The organism is Synechococcus sp. H60.3, assembly GCF_047462295.1.
GTDB lineage: Bacteria > Cyanobacteriota > Cyanobacteriia > Thermostichales > Thermostichaceae > Thermostichus.
The window spans coordinates 1-16,419 of the sequence record NZ_JANSIY010000056.1; the positions used below are offsets into that span (position 1 = coordinate 1).

The 16,419-nt window shown below is 60.6% G+C and carries 14 protein-coding genes; 8 read left to right on the plus strand and 6 right to left on the minus strand.

The window, feature by feature from the left end; all coding sequences use genetic code 11:
* Positions 1-171 precede the first annotated feature (171 nt).
* Positions 172-1,557 (minus strand): TIGR03985 family CRISPR-associated protein, encoded by a 1,386-nt coding sequence (locus NW841_RS07530; RefSeq protein ID WP_414385995.1) that lies wholly within the window; start codon positions 1,555-1,557, stop codon positions 172-174.
* A 135-nt stretch (positions 1,558-1,692) separates the two neighbouring features.
* Here NW841_RS07530 and crn3 point away from each other — a divergent pair, with 135 nt between their 5' ends.
* Positions 1,693-2,598 (plus strand): CRISPR-associated ring nuclease Crn3/Csx3, encoded by a 906-nt coding sequence (gene crn3, locus NW841_RS07535; protein ID WP_414363699.1) that lies wholly within the window; start codon positions 1,693-1,695, stop codon positions 2,596-2,598.
* A 204-nt stretch (positions 2,599-2,802) separates the two neighbouring features.
* Here the strand turns inward: crn3 and bchB are convergent, their stop codons facing one another.
* On the minus strand, positions 2,803-4,335 hold the full coding sequence (bchB, locus tag NW841_RS07540) for a ferredoxin:protochlorophyllide reductase (ATP-dependent) subunit B (RefSeq protein ID WP_414385996.1): 1,533 nt from the start codon (positions 4,333-4,335) through the stop codon (positions 2,803-2,805).
* A 590-nt stretch (positions 4,336-4,925) separates the two neighbouring features.
* Here bchB and NW841_RS07545 point away from each other — a divergent pair.
* Complete coding sequence (locus NW841_RS07545) at positions 4,926-5,228, plus strand: Mo-dependent nitrogenase C-terminal domain-containing protein (protein WP_414385997.1); 303 nt, start codon at positions 4,926-4,928, stop codon at positions 5,226-5,228.
* Positions 5,229-5,263: 35 nt separating this feature from the next.
* On the opposite strand, the gene NW841_RS07550 is transcribed toward NW841_RS07545, so the two are convergent.
* Positions 5,264-5,491 carry a nucleotidyltransferase family protein gene (locus NW841_RS07550; RefSeq protein ID WP_414385998.1) on the minus strand — a complete coding sequence of 76 codons (228 nt, stop codon included), beginning with the start codon at positions 5,489-5,491 and terminating at the stop codon, positions 5,264-5,266.
* Between the two features lie 472 nt (positions 5,492-5,963).
* The gene (locus NW841_RS07555) at positions 5,964-10,763 is read right to left on the minus strand and encodes a translocation/assembly module TamB domain-containing protein (protein WP_414385999.1); all 4,800 of its coding nucleotides are present in this window, start codon (positions 10,761-10,763) and stop codon (positions 5,964-5,966) included.
* 296 nt (positions 10,764-11,059) lie between these two features.
* On the opposite strand from NW841_RS07555, the gene NW841_RS07560 reads away from it, so the two are divergent.
* The 5 genes from NW841_RS07560 to NW841_RS07580 all read left to right on the plus strand — a co-directional run bounded on the left by NW841_RS07560 (position 11,060) and on the right by NW841_RS07580 (position 14,579).
* Positions 11,060-11,422 carry an STAS domain-containing protein gene (locus NW841_RS07560; RefSeq protein ID WP_414368918.1) on the plus strand — a complete coding sequence of 121 codons (363 nt, stop codon included), beginning with the start codon at positions 11,060-11,062 and terminating at the stop codon, positions 11,420-11,422.
* A gap of 3 nt (positions 11,423-11,425) precedes the next feature.
* The gene (locus NW841_RS07565) at positions 11,426-12,142 is read left to right on the plus strand and encodes a precorrin-2 C(20)-methyltransferase (protein ID WP_414366035.1); all 717 of its coding nucleotides are present in this window, start codon (positions 11,426-11,428) and stop codon (positions 12,140-12,142) included.
* 809 nt (positions 12,143-12,951) lie between these two features.
* Positions 12,952-13,098, plus strand: a complete 147-nt coding sequence (locus tag NW841_RS07570) for a hypothetical protein (protein WP_414366036.1) — start codon at positions 12,952-12,954, stop codon at positions 13,096-13,098.
* Between the two features lie 360 nt (positions 13,099-13,458).
* Entirely contained in the window at positions 13,459-13,968 is a 510-nt protein-coding gene (locus NW841_RS07575; RefSeq protein ID WP_414386000.1) for a GNAT family N-acetyltransferase, read from the plus strand.
* A gap of 41 nt (positions 13,969-14,009) precedes the next feature.
* Positions 14,010-14,579, plus strand: a complete 570-nt coding sequence (locus NW841_RS07580; protein WP_414386001.1) for a peroxiredoxin — start codon at positions 14,010-14,012, stop codon at positions 14,577-14,579.
* Here NW841_RS07580 and NW841_RS07585 read toward each other — a convergent pair.
* The gene (locus NW841_RS07585; RefSeq protein ID WP_414366040.1) at positions 14,576-14,761 is read right to left on the minus strand and encodes a hypothetical protein; all 186 of its coding nucleotides are present in this window, start codon (positions 14,759-14,761) and stop codon (positions 14,576-14,578) included. The two genes, NW841_RS07580 and NW841_RS07585, sit on opposite strands and share 4 nt — an antisense overlap.
* On the opposite strand from NW841_RS07585, the gene NW841_RS07590 reads away from it, so the two are divergent.
* Positions 14,760-15,518 carry a glycerophosphodiester phosphodiesterase gene (locus NW841_RS07590; protein WP_414372799.1) on the plus strand — a complete coding sequence of 253 codons (759 nt, stop codon included), beginning with the start codon at positions 14,760-14,762 and terminating at the stop codon, positions 15,516-15,518. The two genes, NW841_RS07585 and NW841_RS07590, sit on opposite strands and share 2 nt — an antisense overlap.
* A gap of 12 nt (positions 15,519-15,530) precedes the next feature.
* Here NW841_RS07590 and NW841_RS07595 read toward each other — a convergent pair whose 3' ends face one another.
* The gene (locus tag NW841_RS07595; protein WP_414386002.1) at positions 15,531-16,268 is read right to left on the minus strand and encodes a protein-L-isoaspartate(D-aspartate) O-methyltransferase; all 738 of its coding nucleotides are present in this window, start codon (positions 16,266-16,268) and stop codon (positions 15,531-15,533) included.
* Positions 16,269-16,419 lie beyond the last annotated feature (151 nt).

Consider the following 16,419-nt stretch of genomic DNA (forward strand, 5'->3'; position numbering starts at 1 on the left):
GCCAAGCGAGATGGTCAATCTACGAGTCAGGAGTTCACTTTCTTGTTTTTCTTTTAGGGAGCAGAAACGAGATAGCGTTTTCCAACATGTTGTGGTAGTTTAGTAATGAATCTCAGATTCTGGACTCATACTAGGTTCGACCACACCATACCTAGATTATGGACGGGTAGGTCAAGAAAGCACGAACTCGGGCCGATAAAACTGCAGCTCCGCCTGTGCTTCTTGGGCCATCTGTTCCCGGTAGGCCAGAGGGGCAATCACTTCGCCGTTGGGTCGCCAGTCCCGCAGGCGCATGGTGAAATTGGTGTCTCCCACCCGCACATAGGCGCGGAAGTAGCGGTCGCTGGCTGGCCTCTGCCGGAGAATGTGCAGGATCTTTTCCCGTTCCCCCGCATCGGCTACCTCCCGCTGTACCAAAGCCGGGATCCGCTCGTAGTCAATGGGTTGGAAGGTGGGGTGGCGCACCGTGTTGTCCACGTAGCGGCGGGCAAACTCCGGCGCAAAGCGCAAAATCAAGAGCGCCTTGGGCAGATAGAAATCAGATCCCCAGGCCTCTTCCCAGGCCGCTTGCACCTCCTCAGGAGTGGGCAAGTTCCCTTGCTTCTGGCGGGCCAAGAGTTCCGGCGGCACCGTAGGGTCAGACCAGGGCACCACTGTCAGGCGAGGCGAGCGAATGCGATCCAGGCGAAAATTGTGCCAGCCCAGGGATCCGGCAGCCTGCGGGAGCTGACCAAAGGCCGCCAAATACTTGGCGCGGCGGGCATAAAACAGGCAAACCGGGTAGGTGAAAACCCTTTGGATCCCGTGCTGGCGGGTTTCATAATCAAAGCGGATCAGCCCTGCCGCCGGTTTTGTCCAGAAGGCCTCTAGCTGGTTTTGGTATTCGTCCACCCGCTCCTGCTGTTCGTCGGAGAGGATGTATTCAAACCAGACAAAGAGCCGCCGCTGCCGGTGTTGATGACCTCTCCAGATATCGTCCAGCAACACCTGCACGTCGGGATGCACAAAGGCCACGTCGCTGAGGACGTGGTAGATCTGCTCAAGCTGGCCACCCGACAACGTCAAGGCCGAGGCAGCCGTCGGCAAGGAGGGGCGATCCCCGGCGGCGCGGCAGCGAAAGTTATCTCTTCGCCTGGAGTTGGCCTCGATTGGCTGCAGCCAGCCCCGAGCGGCCAGGTAGTCCAGCTCTTTGCGCAGGGTGCGGTGGGTCTTGAAAAAGGGCCTGGTAGCCAGCAGCGTCTCCAGATGGGGAACTTCGGCTTTCAAGACGGCCACCAGGTCGGGATCCTTTAGCCAAAAGCTCAGGGGCTTCTGGCAAATGCAGCCGGGATCCGGGCAGGAGATCCCGTGGGACAAATCCTGCTTGGGGTGGTGGTTCGAGAAGAGGCGATCCCGAAGGTGGGTGTAGCCAAAGGTCTGCGGCAGATCCGGCCAGCGGTTTTCGCCATAGAGGCACTGGAGCAGCACCCACAGACGCACCGCCCGCTCCAGGCGCTCTGGCAACTGTCCGCCCGCCAGCCAGCGCAACACCTCCACCGTCAGAGGCAGCTCGTTCATCTCCTCTCTCTCCTCCAAAGCCAGCCCCAGCGCAGGGCCCGATCCCTCCACTCCTACTCTGCCAACAATTGGAAGCTCCCGATTCCAATCTTTTCCATACTGGAGCCAGTCTGTTGTCATTTCGTCCCCATTGCTATGGCTGCTGTAGTACTGCAGTTGCGGTCTGGCTATCTGGCCCATTGGCCGCAGAAACCCCATCTTGGCGGGCTATCGTTTCAGGTCATTGAAATCGAGTTGACCCGGCCGGATCGGCTGGTTTTCCCGGAAGACCTGGCCCAACTGCGCCTGCCTCCTGGGATCGATACCCGCTTGGGAGTGGTGCTGAGCGGGCGCGCCCCCATTTGGCTCTACGGCTGGTTGGTGCATGAGTGCCACTTCACCCGCTGGGTGGCCTGCTACGACCCGCGACTGGGGGCAGTGGTGGTCTCCAGCCACAGCCCAGAGGTGCAGGTGGGCGAGATCATCCCCTGGGTGCAGGGCAGGCCAGGCTCAGAATTGGCGGCGGCAGTGATGGTGGTGGGCCCTCCGGATAGCGGTAAAAGCCGCCTGGCCCGCGCTCTTTTCGAGGCCCTGCTGCCCCAGGATCCCAACGTTTATCTACAGCGGGCCCACTGGGATGGGGAAGGAAATTGGACGTTGGATCTGCCGCCGGAAGAAGCCAAAATCCTCAAGCACCGCTACCGGGGACGCTTGACCCCTGAATTTTTCAGCTTCCACGCCCAGGCCATCCTCGCCCTGCGCCAACAAAAAAGCTTGGTGATCGTGGACGTGGGCGGCAAGGTGGATCCCCACAAGCAGCCGGTCCTGGAAGCCTGCTCCCATTACCTCTTGGTCAGCCGGGATCCGGCGGCCATTCCCCTCTGGCATGAGTTTTGTCGGGATCGGGGCAACCTGCGGTGTGTGGCTGTCCTGCACACGGGCCCCTGCCAGGAAGATCTGCCCAGGGATCCCAACCAACTGGAGCTGTGCTGGGATCCCGCCTCTCCGCTGCCCGCCGAGCTAGTGCGGGCGGTGCGAGGCTTGGTCGACTCGGCAGGATAACTTGCAGGGGGAGCGCGCTGTCGGCCCCTCAACGGGCTGTATCGCTAGGGGCATTGCCGAGGCGTTTTTCGGCGGCGTGCCAGACAAGATTGCCTCCAAAACCCTGGCCGTTTCAGACGAGCGGCTGTGCGGCATTGTACGGGAGTTGCAAGCAAGGTTTGTGGATCGGCGAGCCAGAGCTTCCATCACGTCGGATGGATCCCGTCAAGCCCCGAGAGCCTCCTTGGCCGCATACATAACCTCTAGAGTGATCTCGGTCAATCCCCGCTCGCAGGCAAATTTTTCGGTGTTGCGCTTCACCTTGCCCCGCACAAAGCCGGGCACCTTGTTCAGCTCTGCCTGGGCTTCCCGCGTCCAGATGAGATCGGAATTGGCGCTCAGGCTCTTGTGGATCACTTCTTTGGTGTCGTGGCCGCCGAAGACCTCCAGCAGGTGATCCTCCATGCCCAGGGTAAAGGAGTTGTAGATTAAGTCCACAACTTGGTTGGCGCCCTCGTAGCCCAAAAAGGGCTTGTAGCCAATGGGAAAATCCTGCACATGGATGGGCGCGGAGATCACCCCACAGGGGATCCGCAGCCGTTTGCCCACATGCCGCTCCATCTGGGTGCCGAAGATAGCAGCAGGCTCCGCCTGGGCAATGGCATCGGCCACACGGGTGTGATCCTCCGTCAGCAGCACCTGATCGCAATACCCGCCCACCTCCGCCTGAAACCACTCGCCATCGTAGGTGCAATAGCTGCCCGCCCAGACCACGTGGATCCCCATCTCGCGGGCCAGGATCTTGGTGATCGCTGCCGCATGGGTGCAATCCCCAAAAACCACTGCCTTTTTGCCGGTCAGGTTTTGGCAATCGATGGAGCGGGAGAACCAGGCCGCCTGGGAAACATGTAGGGTCTGCTCCTGGATGTAGGGCTCGTAGTCCACCGGGATCCCTTGCTCGTTGAGAACCTGCTGGATTTGGCGGATGAAGCGGGCTGTTTCCACCACTCCCATGGGGGTGATCTCCACGTAGGGCGTGCCAAACTGCTCCTGCAAGTAGCGAGCTGTCATCGGCCCCAGTTCGCGGTAGGGCACCACGTTGAACCAGGCCCGCCCCAGATGCTTGAGATCGTGGACGCTGGCCCCCTGGGGGATCACCAAGTTAAGGTCGATACCCAGATCCCGCAGCAACTTTTTTAACTCCCGCAGATCGTGGGCGTGGTGAAAGCCCAGGCTGGAGATGCCGAGGATGTTGCAGGAAGGACGTTCTGTCTTCTGGGGTAAGCCGTCCAATTCGCCGCTTTTGCGGGCTTTGTTGATGTAGAACTCCACAATCTGCTGCAGGGTGCGATCGGCGGCCTGCAACTCGTTGACCCGGTAGTGGTTGACATCGGCCAGCAGCACGTCGCAGCGGCTGGCCAACTGCGCCTGCCGCACAAAGTGATGCAGATCCTCCTGCAAAATGCTGGAGGTGCAGGTGGGGGTGACGACAATCAAATCCGGCTGCTCCTCGCCATCTTTGCGGACGATGTTGCGAATCACCTTCTCGTCCGATCCCCGCGCCAACACCTGCCGGTCAACGACGCTGGTGGTTACCGGGGTAAAGTCCCGCTCCCGCTCCAACATGGAACGCATCACGTTGAAATAGTCGTCCCCCAGGGGAGCATGCATGATGCTGTGGACATTTTTGAAGGAACTGGCCACTCGCAGCGTGCCGATGTGGGCGGGGCCAGCATACATCCAATAGGCCAATTTCATAAGCAGCCTCTGAAGAAAGACCGAGTAAGAAGAGGAGATCCCCATCCCCTGCCCGCTTCTCACTCGCTGGGAACCTCTCCTGGAATTGTAGAGTGCCCAGCAGCCGGGATCCCTTGCTCGTTATCTCCTGTAACTCTCGACAACAACATCTTGAGAAAATATTGATCATAAAGAAAAACAATGCTTCAAGGTAACTTTTGGTGCGGGGATCCCTCTACCATAGGCCCAAGCTCTGTTCCATCCTGGAAATAGGGACAACAGCCTTGAGCTGGATCCCCAAGCCCTGGCAGCTCGCCAGCCAAGGCGGTCAATTCTGTAGTTTTTGTTGCAGGTTAACTTTTGAATACAAAATGTGTACCTCTACAAACTTGAGCAGAGATTTTGTGTTACCCAGGCAAGTTTCTGGCCGCGGAAGGCAGACTGAGTCTGGAGAGAAACGCCTTCCTGTTTCTCTAGATACAAACCCGGGCAGGAGAGCATGACTGCTGCAGAGAGCGAACACCCTTGAGGTGTTGAGGTGAAAGCTTATGGGCTCTACCACGATTTCTTGGCAACGTGCGCGCAAAGCTTCAGAGGAGCAAATGGATTCCATGACTTCCACGTACTTCAAGCCTGCGGCTCACCTGCGCGACTGGCTGCAGGCGCCCTTGCAACCAATTCGAGCGGCAATTGACAGCATTGAAGTTGGGGATCCCCGGCTGGCCCACTTTTTGTGTCGGTGGATCCCGGCTCGCTGTCCTTTCGAGCGAGATGTGGTGCTGTTTGGCCACAAAATAATGCACATCCCACCGATGTGCAAGCTCAACCCCTTCTACGATCAGGTGGTAGGGCTGCGCTTCCGGGCTTTGTCGTTCTTGGCAGAACAGGGAGAAGACATCAGCCGCTATCTCTAGATTGGCTCTTGGTTTAGATGGTACTTCACAGATATTCACGGGACATAGATTGCTTCTTTTTCTATCAATGGATGGAGTTCGGGGCGCAGAGCCTTGTCGGTGACAAGGTCTAAGGAGCATCCAAGTTTATCTTCCAAGTAGAAGAGCAGACTCAAGTAATGCTTGGAGTCGGCTTTACCCATAAATTCAACTAGGATATCGATGTCGCTGCCGGCTTGATCCTCGCCACGAGCGGTTGAGCCAAACAGGGCCAGTCGCCGCACGCCAAACTGCTCTTAAATCTCGGCAAATTGCTCGCCGAGCAATTGTAATACTTGTTGTTTCCTCATGGTTGGGCAGATTGGATCACTCACTTGTCAACTCTCTAAGGGGGAACGCAGGTTGGCCGCTTGTTTCGATCTTCCAGGCTCACACAGGTAGGTGTTTATTCTAGCTATCTTTAGGAGTCACGGAGTCCGGTTCAAGGGATCCCTGGCCGTCCAAAAGCCGTTGAAAAACTATGGCCACTTCAACCTAGGTTAAGACAGTCTCCAAGCGGTTCTCGCCACTACCCAAGCACTCGGCGCCGCTGCCCTCATCCCCGGCCCCTCTCCCACCCTCCCCCCCGGCCCCTCTCCCCAAGGGAGAGGGGAGTTGGGGAGAGTGCTCTGCGCGCATTCGCGACAGTGTTGCGTAGCAATAACGATGTAACATAGTGTAACATAACAAACCGTAGTCTGGCTGGGGCGGATCCCGTCAAAAGCGAGTCTCGAACTCGATGGCAATGGCGTTGTTGCCCTCGAGGTCGGTGCTGGCGCGGGTGAGGGTTTGTTCGTTGAGGCGGTAGCGGGCGCTGTAGCGGGTGGGCTGAAAGGGATCCGTCAGGTTGCGCTGCACCGAGAGGGAAGTGGCGGGCCCCAGATCGCGGGCCACTTCCAGGGCCAGGCCCACCGAGGAACGTCTGGGGGCACGGGTATCGACCTGGGGGACGGGGCTGAGGCGAACCTCATCCAAGCCGAGGGTGTCCCGCAGCGTCTCCACCACATCGTTGAGTAGGGCTGTTCCCGCCAGTCCGGCCACCCCGGCTTCTGGATTGAGTTGGGCCAAAGCTGTTCCCCCCAACAGGGCGACAATCTCTTCTGGGGAGCGGCTGGGACTGCTAGAAAGCGTCAAAACCCCGTTGCGGGGATCCGCAGCCGCAAGCTGGCTGGCCCGTCCGTTGACAGTGGCCAAGATCTCGATGCTCTGCTGGGATCCCGGTAGGGTGCGGTTGGTCTCAAAAGGAGAGAGCTCCTGGGGAAAGCGATACACCTCGAAGGCTTGGGTCACCAGGCGCAGGTTTAAAAAAGGATCGAAGGGGTTGTCTAGGTCAAAGGTGGCGGTGTTGGGGCGGGAGCGATCCAGGCGAAAGTTGGCAATGGGCAGGCTGACGCGGCCTCGCTCCAGGGCAATGGTGCCCGCCGGACGTAGATCTTGGGGAGTGCCAAACAGGCGCAAGCTGCCGCTGGCGTTGAACTCAAATAGGTTGGGGCGCTGCACGCGGATCCCAGGCCCCAAGACCAGCTCCAACCCGTTCAGCCGCGGCTGCCAGAAGGGATCTACCTGAGTCGCGTCTGTAGGAGCTGCCGCTTGGCGCGGGCTGACATCGACGATTCCATCGGAGATCTCTAGGTGTCCCTCCATCAGAGGCCGCAGCAGCAGGCCGCCCACCGTCACCTCTCCTTCCAGGCGGCCTGTGTAGAGGTTGGGCAGGTTGAGCTGGATCCCTTGCAGTTGCAGCGTTAAGGGTGGCGCGGTCTCGTCCCTCTGCAGGGCGCCGCGGGAGTTGACGGGCAAAAAGCCGTTGGCCAACAGGGATCCGCCCCCCAACTGGCCCCGCAGCTCCCGCACCTCCAATTGGTGGAGGTTAAAGACAATTTGGCCGGTCAGGTCGGTGATGGGCTCCGGCAGGGCGGCCAGTTTGAGGATCCCGGAGCTAAGGCTGAGGTTCCCCTGCAGGCTGGGCTCTCGCAAGGTGCCGCGGATGGCCAGCTCCAGTTGGCTTTGGCCGCCCTCCCAGCGCACCTGGTCGGTGAAGAGGTTGACCAAGCGCAGGCCGCCATTCTCGGCTTGCAGGCTGAGGTCGATCTGATCCGAGGCGGCCCGCACCTTCGCAAAGGGCAGGGTGTAGGGCACCAGGCCAGAGAGGCGGATCGGCTCGTCGCCGTTGGCCAGCAGGGCGCCTTCCAAGCGCAGTTGTCCCTGGTGGTAGTCAAATTGTCCCCCCACCTCCTGCAGCGGCACCTGGTTGATCTGGGCGTTCACCACCGTCAGGGAACCGCGGGCAAGGGGATCCCGCAGGTTACCTGCCAGCTCCACATCCAGGTTGAGATCCCCTTGGAGTTCCAGCCCATCCGGCAGGAAGCGATCCAGCAAAGCCAGAGGAAACCCTTGAATTTGCAGGGATCCCGACTGTTCCTCCAGGCCCAACTTGCCGGTGAAAAGGGCTTGGCGTTCCCCACTGCGCAACAACAGCGGCTGCAACACCACCGCCCCCTCGACCAGGCTGCCGCTGGCGGTGAGGCTTTCAACACCAAACTCCTCCGCTTGCCAATTCTGGCCCTCCAGGTGAAAGCTGACGCTGGGCCGGTTGAGGTTGCCGACGAGGCTGACGCTGGCCTGAAATTCCCCCCGCAAGCTGGTGGGCGGCGGGATGCGGGGATCCATGCGGCTGGCCAGGGCCTCCAGGTGGGCAGCCAGGATCTGGGCGTAGTATTCTAGCTGCTCCCAGAGGGGATGGTTGGGCAGACCAACCGGATCCGTCCGCAGCACCGCGGCAGGGCCCAAAGGTGGCAGCCGAAAACCGCGGCTGGTGATATCGCTCCACTTCCGCCACTTGAAAGTAGAAATGATATCTTCCAGGCGACCCCGGCGGGTGCTGATCTGCAGGTCGATTTGGGGAACGGGAGCCGCCGAGGTGGGATCCAGAGAGGTCGCCGGCAGCTCTAAAGTACCGCTGGCGGTGTAGAGGCTCTGGAACAGCTCCAGTTGGGCTTGGGCAAGGGTCAGACGAGCGGGGCGAGAGTCGTCTCCAGGGTGGTAAGCGAAATCCACTGCAAGGCCCTGCGCCTCGAGATTGCCCAGTCGCAGCCCCTCGACCGCAGCTTGACCTTGAGCAGCGCCACTGGCCAGGTCAAGCGCCACCTCCCCATCGAGGGTTCCCTGCAAGCCGGCCCATGCTCCAGCAGCCACCCCCCCCAGCCAAGCTAGTGGCAAGCGGTTCGCCACCACCTGCAGCTCATCTCGCTGTCGTTGGCCGCGCACTTCCGCCTCGCCCCGCCGCAGCTCGAACTGCAAGGGCCGAAACTGGGGATCCAACTGCAGCGCCAGCCGCTCCCGCGTCCCCGCTAGCTCCACCGTCGTCCCCTGGCTAGACCAGCTAAAGGGCCCAGCCAAGTCGGCAAAGGCTACCTCCCCCACCTGCAAGCCGCGCAACTGGGCCTCCCCCGTCACCTGTAACTCCTCCAGGGAGCCGCGGAGCTGCCCGGATCCCTGCAGCACTCCTGCCACCCTCGGCGGCAGGCCGGGTACTTCTGCCAGGGGGATCCCGTCAGCGGCAAAGTTCAGATCCAGGGATCCCACCTGCAGCGTCTGCGGGTCTACGGGGATCCGTCCCTCTAGCCTGGCCAAGCGGGTGGTGCCGGCCAAGATCTCTGCCTGCTGGATACGCAGGTCAGATCCTTCCCAAGCTACCTGGCCGCGGATGCCGTCAACCCATGGCCATCCCCTCTCTCCCAAAGGCTGGGACAGGGCTAGCGACCCTTGCGCTCGCAACGCCGCCAGGAAACCCACCTCCGCCGCCTCCGCCGTGTTCATCTGCGCCATCAGTTCCCCGGAGAGGGATCCCGGCCACTGGGGGTTAAAAAAGGCCAGCGGCAGATCCTGGGGAGCCAGCCGCGCCTGGAGTTGCCCTGCCGCCCACCTTCCCGCCACCTGGGCCCGGCCCCCGCCCAGCTCCAACACGGCCTGCGGCACCTCCACCGCCCAGCCCCCCGCCTCGGGCAAGATCTGAAGCTGTCCTCTGCCGGCAATCTCTCCCCCTTGGGTTTCCCAGGTGGCCTCCACCTGGGGCCGGGATCCCGTCAGCGCCACCTGTACCTGAGCACTTACCGGCCCCGCCCAGGGCAGCTCGCCCCGCCGCGGCAGGTTGAGGTCGTAGAGGGCCAGCACCTGCTCCACGTCGGCCCCGCTGACCTGCAAATTGAACTGGCCCGCCAAGCCGGCAGCCCATTGCAGTTGTCCGGATCCCTGGATGCGTCCGCCGGCGGCCTTCAGGTCAATTTCCTCAAAGGCCAAGGTCTGGTCGGCCCAGCGGAAGCCAAAAGCATATTCCGGCACCGCCAGGCGATCCACCTGCCCCGGCGAGATCCCTTGCAACTGCCCTTGGATCTGCGGCCCCTTGAGCGGCCCAGTAACCGCCAGGGATCCCGCCACCACCCCTGCCGCCGCCACCGGCAGCTCAAAGTTGAAAGTCTCCTGGATTTGCTGCCAACTGGCTGGAGCCATGACAGCTTGCAGATTGAACCCCTCGTTGTCGCCGAAGGCAATGGAGCCGTTGAGATCCCCGAAAGAGAGCTGGCCAAAGCGACCGCTCACCCCCTGCAGATCCAGCTCCTCTAGGGTAAAGCGAACAGAGCCCTTCACCTCTTCAAAAGGATGCGGCAACCTCTCCAACCCCAGCCGCGCCTGCTGAACCTGGGCTTGCCCCGTCAACTCCCAAGGGCGTTCTCCGCCCCAGAGGACTTGCAGATCCAGACTGGTCTCCCCTTCCACCTCGGTCAAGGGCGCCGCCGGCAAGACGCTGGGCAGCAGCTCCAAAGGCAGACGCTGGGCGGCCAGCGTCACCGCGCCAGAAGCCTGGGCGAAATCCGCCACCCCCCTAAGCTGCAAGGGATACCCTCCTTCCCTCTGCAGAGGACGCAGCCGCGCCGAGAGCTGGAAACTGGCCCGATCCCCTCCCCCCGGCGGAGCACTCAGCCACACCTGCACCTGGCCCTGCAGATGGTCAAACTGGCGCCGCTCCCCCACCAAAGGGATGGCCGTCAGGGATCCCTCCTGCAAACGGACGTTCAGCCCCTGCAAGGGCAGGGATCCCTCCCCTTCTGGAAGTTGAAACTGCACATCTGCCCAGCCGCGATCCAGCGTTTCCATCAGCAGCAACTGGGGCCGGTTCAGGGTAATGTTGAGCACCCACTCGCCTGTTTGTAGCCAGGTCCAAAAGTCGGGGCTGAGGTCGATAGAGCCGATGCTGGCCAAATGTTCGATGTGGCTTTCTCCCAGCCTCACCTGCCAAGGGGCCACAAACCTTACCTCCCCCAATTCCACCCGCCGGCGCATCGCCTGCGAGAGGGTTTCTTCTACCTGGGGCAGCACCTGATTTTGAAGATACGCCCCGATTCCCCAGGCGGCGCCCAAGGCAGCAGCCGTCAAGCCCAAACCCAGCCCCGCCCCCACCCCAATCCAGGTCTTGGAGGAGAGGGGAAATCGTTGCTCTTTCTCGCGCTGATCTTCGCCCAACACCCACCCTCAGGGATCCGAACCACCCCAGTTGGGAAGCCCTGTTTGGCCCGCAGGCCGGCCTCCTCTGAAATAGGGGAAGCTGCCCCCATCCTACCCAAGGACTCCCGGCCTGCCACGAGGGGACAGAGAGAAGAGATCCCTGCCCCCAGCCGCAATCCCCTGCCCGCGGAAAAATACCGTCTCGCCCGCAGGGATGCTAAGCTATCTCCACGCCCGAGATCGGGCCTCCATCTTCTGTCGAGATAGACAAAAGGAGAAAAGCCATTCCGGAACCTCTGTCTCTGACGGTCAGCTTGCGCGGCAGCCACGAAGCGCTGCAAAACTGCCAGGTCTTTTACCTGACGGGCCTTCTGGATGCCTTTTCTGAGCCGGTCTTTGTTAAGGTGGTCACCAAATACTTAGAAGAGGGATCCCCCAACCTTATCCTGGATTTGACGGGGATCGACTTCATCGATAGCTCCGGCGTCGGTGCCCTGGTGCAATTGGCCAAGCTGGCACAGGGCCGTGGAGGTATCTTTCAGGTGGTGAGCAACCCCCGCGTCACCCAAACCGTGAAACTGGTACGGCTAGAAAAGTTTTTGTCCTTGCGCAACTCTCTGCAGGAAGCCTTGGATCGCCTGAGGGAGGAAGGCACGGGCAATCCAGAAACCACCTGATACATGGGCCTGGGAACTTTTTGGGGGATCAGTGCTGGAGCCGGGGATCCCGAGTGGCTGACCCTCAAAGCAGCCCGCATCCTCGGCGCCGTCCGCTGGGTGGCCTGCCCTCAGAACGCCATCGGCCAGCCGGGTTTAGCCTATCAAATCGTGCGCCCCTGGCTGCGACCGGAACAAACCCTATTGCCGTTGCATCTGCCCTTTGTTACCCAAGTTGAGCTTCTGCAGGCGGCCTGGCAAGCGGCTGCCGAGCAGCTGGCCCCGCTTCTAGAACGGGGTGAGGATGTGGCCTTTGTGTGTGAAGGAGATGTGGGCCTCTACAGCACCTTTGCCTACCTGGCCCAGGCCCTGCAGCAGCGGATCCCTGACTTGCCCATCCAGGCCATACCGGGGGTGTGCTCTCCCCTGGCTGCCGCCGCCGCTCTCGGATCCCCTTTGGCGCTCGGCTCCGAGAAATTGGCGATCCTACCCGCTCTTTTTGCCCTGGCGGAGCTGGAGGCGGCCTGTGCCTGGGCAGACGTGGTCGTGCTGATGAAAGTGGCCCCTGTCTATCCTCAGGTTTGGCAGTGGTTGGCGGCAAGAGGTTGGCTGCAGCAGGCCAGCTTGGTGGTTTGGGCCGGTTGGCCGCAGCAAGTTCTCTTCCCCACCCTAGAAGAATTGGCCGACTATCGCCCCCCCTACTTTTCCCTGCTAATCCTGCACTCTCGGCCCCGGAATTGAAGTTCTCCCCGACACCCTTCTGAAGTGGGAGGCCCACTGAAGCCGGGTCGAGTGGCCTCGGTTAAATCCTCGGCTGAGCTGGGGACCCAGCCCCCCTGCTTTCTGAAAAGTTTCTAAAAAGTAGACCTTGCTTCTGGAAAAAGGCAGAGGATCCGACTGCAAGATCTACTGGAGACCTATGTTGAAGAAATATGGGAAGGACGATTAAAGAAATGACCTAGACTGTTAAGAACAGTTGCCAGCCATTGTAGAGGGATTTGACCCAAGCTAGATTAGAGATGTGGTGATTCAAGCAAGGAGGATAATATCTCAGCTTCATCTCAAAGGCGAGACACCAGCCTGCAATCTGCTCAAGCTCAAAGCTCCCTGTCGGTCAACGTTTTGATCCAATCTCATACGAACTTCCGATCCGTTGCGCCGGCAGGTTTCTATAGCAAGTGGTTGTCTTGCCCAGCGGGGCACCTGGCACCTACGACAGGTTTTCCTCCAAGGAAGGGACATGGGAGCTAGATCAAATAGCGGTCGGGTCTGTTGAGGTTAGCCGCTGCAACGATAAGAGGTCGTTTACCTCTGGTGAGATGGCAAGATGGCAAGCGGTTTTACCGGTTGAGGAGGTGCTGGCCTGCTATTTCGAGTCTCCGTTTAGGATCAGGGAAGAGGTGGAAAACCGATGCTCGGTTGGGTTCAGGTGCCCCCCCCCTGCAGACTCTGGCGAATCACGACTCTGCTCAGGAGGTCAAGGGCTGCGGGCTTTAGCAATTTTGGGTTCGCCCAGTTCATAGTTTCACTCTCGCTTGGAGGAGGTTTTTATGCTTGCCTTTCTCTCGAAAATTGCTAGAGCAGTTATCCGCGTGTTCACGCCTGCCAAGTCTGATCTGATTGAAGTAGGTTACCAGCCCATTACCGATGATGTCTATCGTGTCAAAGGCTCAGCTCGCTATGCGGGTGAGCTGTAGGGCACAGTGCGAGAGCGGGTCAGGTTTTGGCGCTTCAACACTCGGGAGCAGAGCTTCAAAAGTTGGTTCGTCAGGTAGCTGTTCCACTTTCCCCGTCGATTGAGCAGTTGAACTCATCAAAAGGAGGAGGGTGAGCTCGGAACAATCGAATAGAAGCTCCAACAAGTGAAGGGATAGCGAAGTTTGGGTGCAGGTGACCTGCATCAGGGTGGGTAGTTTCCCCCCACTTAGGTTTTACTGGTTCAGTGGCGGTGCCGCTGGGGTTGCCGCCACTTCTTGTTGGTTGCGAGTTGCGTGCAGCTTCTCTGCGAAAATAGCAAGGACGCTTGCAACAGATGCTTGAGCGCCCTGTTTTCCTCTGTGTTGCCCTCCCTCGTGGTCTATCCCGTCACACTGGGTGATCTGGATCCCGTGGCGGAGGTTCTCGCCCAGGTGTTTTATCCGCCTTTGGGTCTGCAGGGCTGGCTTTACCCGATTCACAAGCTGGGCATCCGCCAAGATTTGTGCCTCAAGCTGGCGGCCAGGGATCCGCACTACTGCTGCCTGGCGGCGGCGGTGGGATCCGAGGTGGTGGCCACTGCTGAGATCTCCTTGCGGGCCATGGCCCATGGCAAGTATCCCTATCTTTCCAACTTGGCGGTGTTGCCCGCTTGGCGGCGGCGCGGGATCGCGCGGCAGCTTTTGCTCAGCGCCGAAGGCGTGGTGCAAGGTTGGGGCTATCGCCAGTTGTATCTGCACGTGGTGGAAGACAATCTGCCCGCCCGGCAGCTCTACGCCCAACTGCGCTACACTCCCATCCAGCGCACCTCTCAACTTTGGCGGTGGCTGGGGATCCCACCCCAGCTTTTGCTCTGCAAGTGGCTGCTGTGAAGTTATGTAAACTAGAGTTAGGGAGCTGGAGAGATGTTGCCGTGATTGTCAAAAAAGTGGCCAGGATCGGGCGCTGGCTGGGCCTGGCAGGGTTGTTTGCGGTTTTGCTGGTGAGCTTTGTAGGTGTCCAGTCCGCCTTGGCCCAGTGGGGCACCACTCCCCTGCCGGAGATCGGGGCGCCGGCGCCGGAGTTTGAGCTGCCGGATCAGTCGGGCCAGGTGCGGCGGCTGGCGGATTTTCGCGGCGAGTGGGTGGTGCTCTACTTCTATCCCCGCGACTTCACTTCCGGCTGCACGATCGAGGCCCGCCGCTTTCAGCAGGATCTGCCCAAGTTTCAGGCTCTGGGGGCACAAATTGTGGGCGTAAGCGCCGACTCGGTGGACTCCCACCGGCGGTTTTGCACAGCAGAGGGGCTGCAATTTCCTTTGCTTTCGGATCCTGAGGGCACCGTTAGCCGCGCCTACGGCTCCTGGATGGGGGAGATGGCTCTGCGCAACACTTTTTTGATCGACCCCGACGGGATCCTGCGGGCCATCGACCCAATTGTCAACCCCTATCGGCACAGTGCCGAGGTTTTGGCCCAATTGCAAGAGCTTACCCAGGCCGGCTAGTCCTGTGGGCCAAAGGTCTGCTCGAACTCTTGCAGCAGCTCGTCGATTTCCTCGAGGGCTTGATTGACATCGACCCGCAAGCTGCCCAGGTCTGGCTTTTCCAAAAGCTTGACCAAAGCTGGCCGGCGCTCACGAATGCGCTTGATACGCTCTTTTAAGGCGGCAATTTCGGCTGCGTCCATGGCTACAGAGATTGTTTCAACTTCTCCAGCCTATCGCTTTCCCACCCGGATTGTCGCCCATCGTGGGGACCACACCCACGCTGAGGAGAATACCCTGGCCGCCTTTGCGGCGGCCATCGAAGGCGGGGCCGACGGGATTGAGCTGGATGTGCGCCGCAGCCGCGACGGGATCCCGCTGATTTTTCACGATGCCGAGCTGGAGGGGCAGCCGTTGGCGGCGCTCACCTGGGCCGAGATCCGCGCCCGCAAGCCCATGATTCCCACCTTAGAGGAGGTGCTGCTTCAGGTTGGAGGCAAAATTGCCCTCGACATCGAGCTGAAGGAGGCCGGCTACGAAGAACAAGTCCTTGCCTTGATTGGCAAGCAACTGTCCCCGGATGCCTGCGTGCTCACCTCCTTTTTGCCCCAGGTGGTAGGGCGGCTGAGAGAGCTTTTGCGCCGCGGCAGTTCCGCTCCCCCTTTCCAGGTTGGCCTGTTGGTGGAGGCGCAGTCGGAGGAAGAGAAGGGATCCCCCTTGGCCTATTGCCGCGAGCTGGGGGCCGACTTTCTCGCCCCCCACTACTCTTGGCTGAACCTGCCGTTTTTGGCGGCGGCGGCCCAGGCCAGGATCCCGCTCTACGTCTGGACGGTGAACGACCCGGAGATCATGGCCTTCTGTTTGCGCCCGCCTGTGGAGGAGCTGCCGGTGCAGGGGCTAATCACCGACCGCCCTCAGTTGGCGCTACAAATTCGCGCCCAGCTCTGGGCCGCCTCCTGAGGATCCCCTGCCCTAGACCATGGGCACAAATTGCACCGGGAAAGCGCCCTTTTGCACCACCCCTTCCGGGGTTTTGTGGAGGATCAGCAAGGATTGGGATCCCTGGCTTTCGCCCACCGGCACTACCAACCTGCCCCCCACCGCTAGTTGATCCAGCAGCAGCGTCGGCAGGGTTGGGGGGGCTGCTGTGACCACGATGGCGTCGTAGGGGGCGTGTTCCGGCCAACCTTGATAGCCATCTCCCTGGCGCACCTCCACGTTGCGGTAGCCTAAGGCAGCAAGGGTTTGCTGGGCACGGGCGGCCAAGGGAGACAAACGCTCCAGGCTATACACCTGTCGGGCCAGCTCGGCCAAAATGGCCGCCTGGTAGCCGGATCCGGTGCCGATCTCCAGCACCACCGATTCGGGTGTGAGGCAGGCCGCCTCGGTCATGAAGGCAACGATGTAAGGCTGAGAGATCGTCTGGCCGTAGCCAATGGGCAGCGGGCAATCCCTGTAGGCGCGATCCCGCAGCTCCGGGGGAACAAAAAGGTGACGCGGCACCTTGCGCATTGCTTCCAGCACCCGCGGATCGCGGATCCCCCGCTGCAAGATTTGCTCCCTCACCATCCGTTCCCGTTGGGCAGCAAAAGGACAAGCCTGCCTCTCCCCACCGCCAGCGGCAGGCTCAGGAGCGTCCAACTCGGCAGCCGGGATCCCAGCCCAGGGGTTAGAAGTCCTCTTAAAGAGAGATGAGAACAACCTTACCATTGGCGCACAACCTCCGAAGCTAACAGCTTGCCGGGATTTTCCCGGAATGCTGCGCCGTAACTGCACCCAGCTCGGGATCCCTTAACTCGATTCTGGCCCACTTCCCAAGAGACTTCCAGCTTTAACGTAAGGTGCGGAATTCCCCACCGTA